At 44.8% G+C, this 6,183-nt stretch carries 2 protein-coding genes; both read left to right on the plus strand.

The annotated features are described in order from the left end of the window. Positions 1-2,023 (plus strand): LTA synthase family protein (locus MUP17_00885; GenBank protein MCJ7457530.1); only part of this gene is annotated, 2,023 nt, incomplete at its 5' end. 179 nt (positions 2,024-2,202) lie between these two features. Then, positions 2,203-6,183: dockerin type I domain-containing protein (locus MUP17_00890; GenBank protein MCJ7457531.1), on the plus strand; the 3,981-nt coding region annotated here is incomplete at its 3' end.

Here is a 6,183-nt window from a genome sequence, read left to right on the forward strand (position 1 = left end):
ACTAATAAATTCAATTGCCCCGCCGAATTCCTTCCTTTTCTTCGCTTTGCTTTTCTTCTCAGGGGTTCTTTTCTTAGGGCTTTTCCGGCTGGGGTTTCTATTAAAGTATCATAGTTTAGCTTCAGGCATACCCTTATCCATCTTATTTCAGTCCTTTATCATTGGAGCGCGCTTTGATATGGTGGTATTAACGTATCTGCTAACTCCTTTTTTTATATTAAGCTCTTTTCCCCTGATAGGACTTTTCCGCCTGAAATGGGGACGGAAAATCATTCTCTCTTTGGTCTTTTTATTCTTAGGTCTCCTTTTCTTCCTTTCCCTGGTGGACCTGGAATATTTCAGCCAGTATGGAACTCACCTTAGCGAATGGGCTTTGGAATATTTAGACCGTCCGGATGTAGTCATTTTCTCTATCTGGGATAACTATCCGGTTGTGCGTTATCTGATCCTGTGGGCACTTCTTTGCTCTCTTTTCATCTTCCTGGTGCTTAGAGTAGGTAGAAACCTTCTGAAAACCAAGAGCACTCGACCATTGTTGAACCAGGCTTTTTATTTTATTTTAGCCCTTGGTTTGCTATTCATCTCCGGGCGAGGCCGGGTGAAACTTGCGCCCATAGATTGGGGCTTGGCATATTTTTCAAAGTATGATTTTGCCAACCAGTTAGCCTTAAATGGGGCTCATACTTTGGGGATGACCTTTCTGGAGGAACATAAGGAAGGCTCTCCAGAATATTTAACTGAGTTCCAGTTTTTTGAAAATAAAGATGCTTTGAACACCGTGCAAAAATTAGTGTTGCAGAAAAATGAACAGTTGCAATACCCTCAAGACTCTATTCTGCGGTCAAGCTCATTTGACGATTCCGAGTTCAGGCTCGACTCGCTCAATAAAGAGAGGATAAAACCCAACGTAGTAATAATTTTTCTGGAGAGCTGGTTAGCTCAGTATGTCGGCTCCTACGGTGCTAAAACAGACGCGACTCCTTTTTTCGACAGCTTAGCCCAGAAATCGCTTTTATTTGACAACTTGTATGCCTCGGGTACACGAACCAACCGTGGGCTTCTCTCGGTCTTATGCGCTTTCCCTTCTCAGCCAGGCGGGACTTTGATGAAAAAGTATAATCACAATCTTCCCTTTATATCCCTTTCGAAAATCCTGAAAGAGAGAGGATATAAAGAGGCTTTCGTCTATGGCGGGGATTTAATGTTCGACAACATGGAGGGGTTTTCCAGGCAGCAAGGGTTTGAACATTTTATCGGCCAGGAAGACTTTCCTCCTGGTGAGTACATCAGTAAATGGGGAGTGCCGGACGACATCGTGTTCTCCAGGGCAGTGAAGGAGTTCGCTAGTTTTAAGGAAAAACCTTTCTTAGGCGTGATAGTCACCTTGAGCAATCATGAACCTTTTGCGGTGCCGGCGTACATGCCTAAACCTTTTTCTCCAGATTTGCCTTACAGCAAATATTTGAACGCTTTTTACTATTCGGACTGGTCCTTAGGCAAGTTTTTTCACGAGGCAGAAAAAGAGCCCTTTTTCGATAACACCATTTTTGTCCTGACTGCAGATCACGGAAAACTTCTCCAGAGCACAAGTGATTTTCCATTGAGCCGTTTTCATATCGCCGCTTTAATTTATTCACCTAAGCTCGCCGGAAAAGAGCCCAGGAGAATCAAAACCGTTGCCAGCCAGACTGACCTTGTGCCCACGGTTTTGGGTTTGTTGGGAGAGCCTGCAGAGCACGAATCCTGGGGAAGAGATATTTTCTCCCTTTCACCTGAGGATAAAGGATTTGCTATGATGGTTGACGGAAAAAAAATCGGCTGGGTCGAAGAGCCTTATTTTTTGGTTGACCGAATCGGCGCCACCACTTCTCTTTATAATTATATTGATGACCCGGAGCAGAAAAAAGACATTTCCTCAGAATATCCGGAGATAACCAAAGAGCTTCAGAAAAAAGAAAGGTCCTTCCTTCAGCTTAGTATTCTACAATCGGCTAAAAAAGGCTTAAAACCAAAAGCGCGTTAAAAGGTAGGGGCATTCCGCCGACGGCGGGACCGTGCCCTTACACGACACGTACCGTAGAGGTATACTATAAGGCAAATTCCCACTTTCTAGCCTAAAAAACTCTTGACAAATATAAAAAATTTACCTTATTACTTTTGAATAAAGCCAGATTATCCACTCTTTCAAGCAAGGAGAGGCAGATGAAAAGTTTCGCTAACAAACCAATTTGTTTACTTGCTGCAGTTTTGCTGTTTCTTGGTTGTTTTGTATATACTGACACAAAGGCAGCAGTGAAAACTGACAAAGGCAAAATAAAAACAGAAGAAAAAGTTAAAGAGGCAGTAAAGCCCGACAAAGAGCAAGCCAAAACAGAAGAAAAAATAGAAATTCAAAGAGACCTGCCACAAAAAGTCGGGGTTCAACCAACTCCACCCCATCCCATTATAGAAAGGGATACATCACTTAAGACTCTTTTTGAAGGTGTGCAGATACCTGACACAGCTAAGTTCTTCCAAGCCCTGATGCGTGGATTCCCAGTTTCGCCCAATGCCCTGGGTGATATGAATCAGGATAGTGTGGTTAATATCTGGGACCTAGTGAGGGTGAGGAATATTTGGTTGGGTATTGGGAATCCGCCAACTCCTTATGAGTCGGTGGAAGGGGATTTGAACCAGGACGGTACGATAAATCATCAGGACGTACTTTTCCTAAGAAATGTGTTACTCGGAAAAACTGGGCCTCCTTATCTTATAGATTCCACTGGAGGTGAGATCAAAGGTGCAGGTGTGACTTTCTCATTCAAGCCTGGTGCAATTGAATCTACAGCAACACTGTGGGTTAAGGATCTTGCAGCAGATTCGACTGGTCTCAATTTTGCCAGTCTTGAGCAAGATAGCATCTACTTTATGAAAGGTTTTGAACTCGTTGGTGATACCGGGTCGATATTAATACCCCCATCCATTCAGATTGAACTACCCTCACTGCCAGCATGCAGTTTGAAAGGAGAAAATCTTCTTATGTATCCTTCTGTTGGGCCGTTCGGGGAGTCGCAGCTTAGCTTTGCTGGAAACCTAACGGTTCTAGATTCTGGTTCCACGTTACTTAAACGACCCCATACATCAGCTGGTAGCATACCCATTCTCGGATATGAGATACCCACGCCGACAGTGACTGTAGCGCAGGGATCTGCAATCCCTGGTGCGTTCTTCGTGTTTAATTGCACAAATATTTCCAAGTTCTCCAATGGTAATCTGTTTGAGTTCCTAACATCTGATGGTTACAAGTTCATCCAAAATCCGACATCGATTGATATTAGTGCTGATAGTAGCTCCTGGATAGTAAAGGTACTCGCTCCATATAATAATCCAGGGCCAGTAGGAGTCCGGTTCAAACTTGCTGTATCTCAGGCTCTATGGATCAATGTAGGCAACGTCACAACGCTTCCTTTACCATCCTTACCACCCGGGTTAGACCAAGACTCAATTATATCGACTACCCTTTCCGCTGCAGATACCTTATGCATTGAATTTTTTGATTATTTGCTGACGCATGAAGGCCGCCTTGACTCTCTCATTCCCGGCTTTACGGGCAGCATTAGAGAGGTAGTGGGTCAGTTAAAATCAGAGATTGAAATCGCGAAAGATTCATTTCTAACATTGAATTTTGACACCAGGCTTGTGATCGCAGAAATTTACTTTTCGAATAACTATGAGCAAGGGATGCGTGCAGGGATAGATAGTTTGAGGTCTCACGGGTTTACCTCCAACCTTAAAGCGGGAAAGATTGCGCTACTAGATGCTGACGTGGAATTGTTGGAGGCTATAGTTTCGAGCTTAGAACTAATCAAGTCGAGCTGCGAAGCAATTATTGAATCTTATATTCTCAAAAAGGTTCCACCAAAAATTATTCCGCCCTGGATCAAAAGTGTCAAAGAGGGTCATGGTTTTGGGAAGGTCATCGCGGATTGGATAAAATCTTATGCTGCTTGGCGGAAATATTTCGAACGGCCAACTTCAGGTTGGATACTAGATCCTTCAACGAAGGCTCGATATAAGAATCTTTGCATAAATTTCTGGAAATACAGAACCAAAAGTGAGAATAAATTTATATCCCACCCTCCTTACCATGATCAAAAACTACGTCCCGAATACGGGGGACGGCGATTACCAACTTCAGACAATTCTGCTGAAACGTCATATCGATCCCAGTTCGTGCAAGAACTGTACAACGACACTACTGTAGATTTAACTCTACCTGAACACCCTCTAACGGGGGCCATTGTAACACCCGACTCAACTTCTGGAATTCCTGGAATTACTGGCATAGTTAATGAATATGGAATAGTTGCTATTCCAGGCATTCGGCCAGGAAGCGACGTCACATTCTCAATGTATGATCCGAAGACAGGACTGTATGAGGCTAAGGTTGCAACAGCTCATGCGCCTGATGTTTCAGAACAGGGTGTCTCCTTTCCTGTTCTATCAATTTTCGACCCTGACACCTCTGTTTACTATTATCCTCTCGCTTTGGGCCAAGCAAAAACCGATACAATTTCTGCAAGTAAGCCCCGAATTGAATACTGGTTCACAGCTACCCAAGCTGATGTTGGCAAGAAAATTAATATTGGTTTCCATTCCGAGGAGGCATTGACTTTCTGGTTTCAGAAACCATCGGGAAGTTTCATAATCAGGGACAGCAGCGCCACCTGTATACTTGAGCGGGAACTATTACTCGACACTGCAGGAACTTATAAAATAACTGTTACATATGGAGTGGCTGGAGGAGATGGACCTTTTGAGGTTGGAGTGAGTTCTATCCCTTATCCCCCGACAAGTTACCTTTGCGGGAACATTGCTGGGGTTTTAACTCCAAACCTATCTCCTTATTATATCGCTGGCGACATAACTGTTAATGGTGGCGACAGTTTGGTAGCAGAACCGGGAGTTAAAGTCTTGCTTCAAACAAGCGCTGCTGTTACAAACCATGGTTATATTCATTTACCGAAATTAGACATTCTTGCAAGCGGGAATTTATCCCACGTACGCGGTGATACAATGGGTGTAAACTTCACGGCAGACACTCTTAAAATAGAGTCGGGAGGCAAGATCGATGTGAGTTGGTGTGGTTATCGAGGGATTAATCGAGATGGGTGGACGGTGAGTCGGGCGGAGACCTATCCTGGTAAATTAGGATCAGCTGAGGGTTGGGGAGGGAGTCATGGTGGGTTTGGAGGAAAGGGTGGATATGGGAGCGGAGATGCGGGGGATGTGTATGATTTGGTAGAAGATCCATTTGCTTTGGGGTCTGGTGGGTCATGGCGTGGTGGAACAGCGGGTACTGGTGGTAATGGGGGTGGTTTGGTACGCATAGAAGCCGACGTATTGGTATTGAACGGTTCGATAGTGGCAGATGGAGGTTATGGCATCGGGTATGGGGCTGGTGGAGCTGGTGGCACTATTAATTTACGTGTTCGGCAGGCCAGTGGGACAGGTACAGTCCAGGCCAATGGTGGTAATGCAGATAATGGCTGGTATACGAATGCTACCGGTGGAGGAGCAGGAGGTAGGATAGCGATACGCTGGCAGACTGGGAGTACAGATGGCTGGACCCTGAAGGTGCAGGGAGGTACTCCTGCTTATAATGGCAGCACGATTGGTGGAGCAGGAACGATTTATCTTTTAGGTCCGAATGATGGAGTAGACGGCAGGTTGATAGTTGACAATTGGGGCCGCAGTGGAGAGACTACTCCGCTTCCTCCAGAGCGGACGCAGTTCAAGTATGCGTCGATCCAGAATGGTGCGAAGTTTACCATAGGTTCTTTGGTGAAACACTTGACCGTATTAGACTCATTGCTGGTAAGAGGGAGTTCAACTCAACTGACCTTATCGGATAGTACCTCGCTGACCACTCCGAAATTGATAGGGCGGAGCAGTTCAGTGACAACCTATGGCAAAGGGTTGACGTTAAATGTGCCAAAGGTCTGGGTGGATAGCAGTGCTTCGTTTATTACAGAGACCAATTTAACTTTTGCCAATGCTACGGACTTTATGTTGACCAATGGAGGTATCTTAGACAATCGTAAGATAGCCACGTTTACCATCCCTCGCTTTGAGCCAGACAACATAGTATCGGGAACATTTAGGAATTGGGGTACTTTGAATGTTACTTCGGATTCTGTAGTG

The sequence above is a fragment of the Candidatus Zixiibacteriota bacterium genome (assembly GCA_022865345.1).
GTDB lineage: Bacteria > Zixibacteria > MSB-5A5 > MSB-5A5 > RBG-16-43-9 > RBG-16-43-9.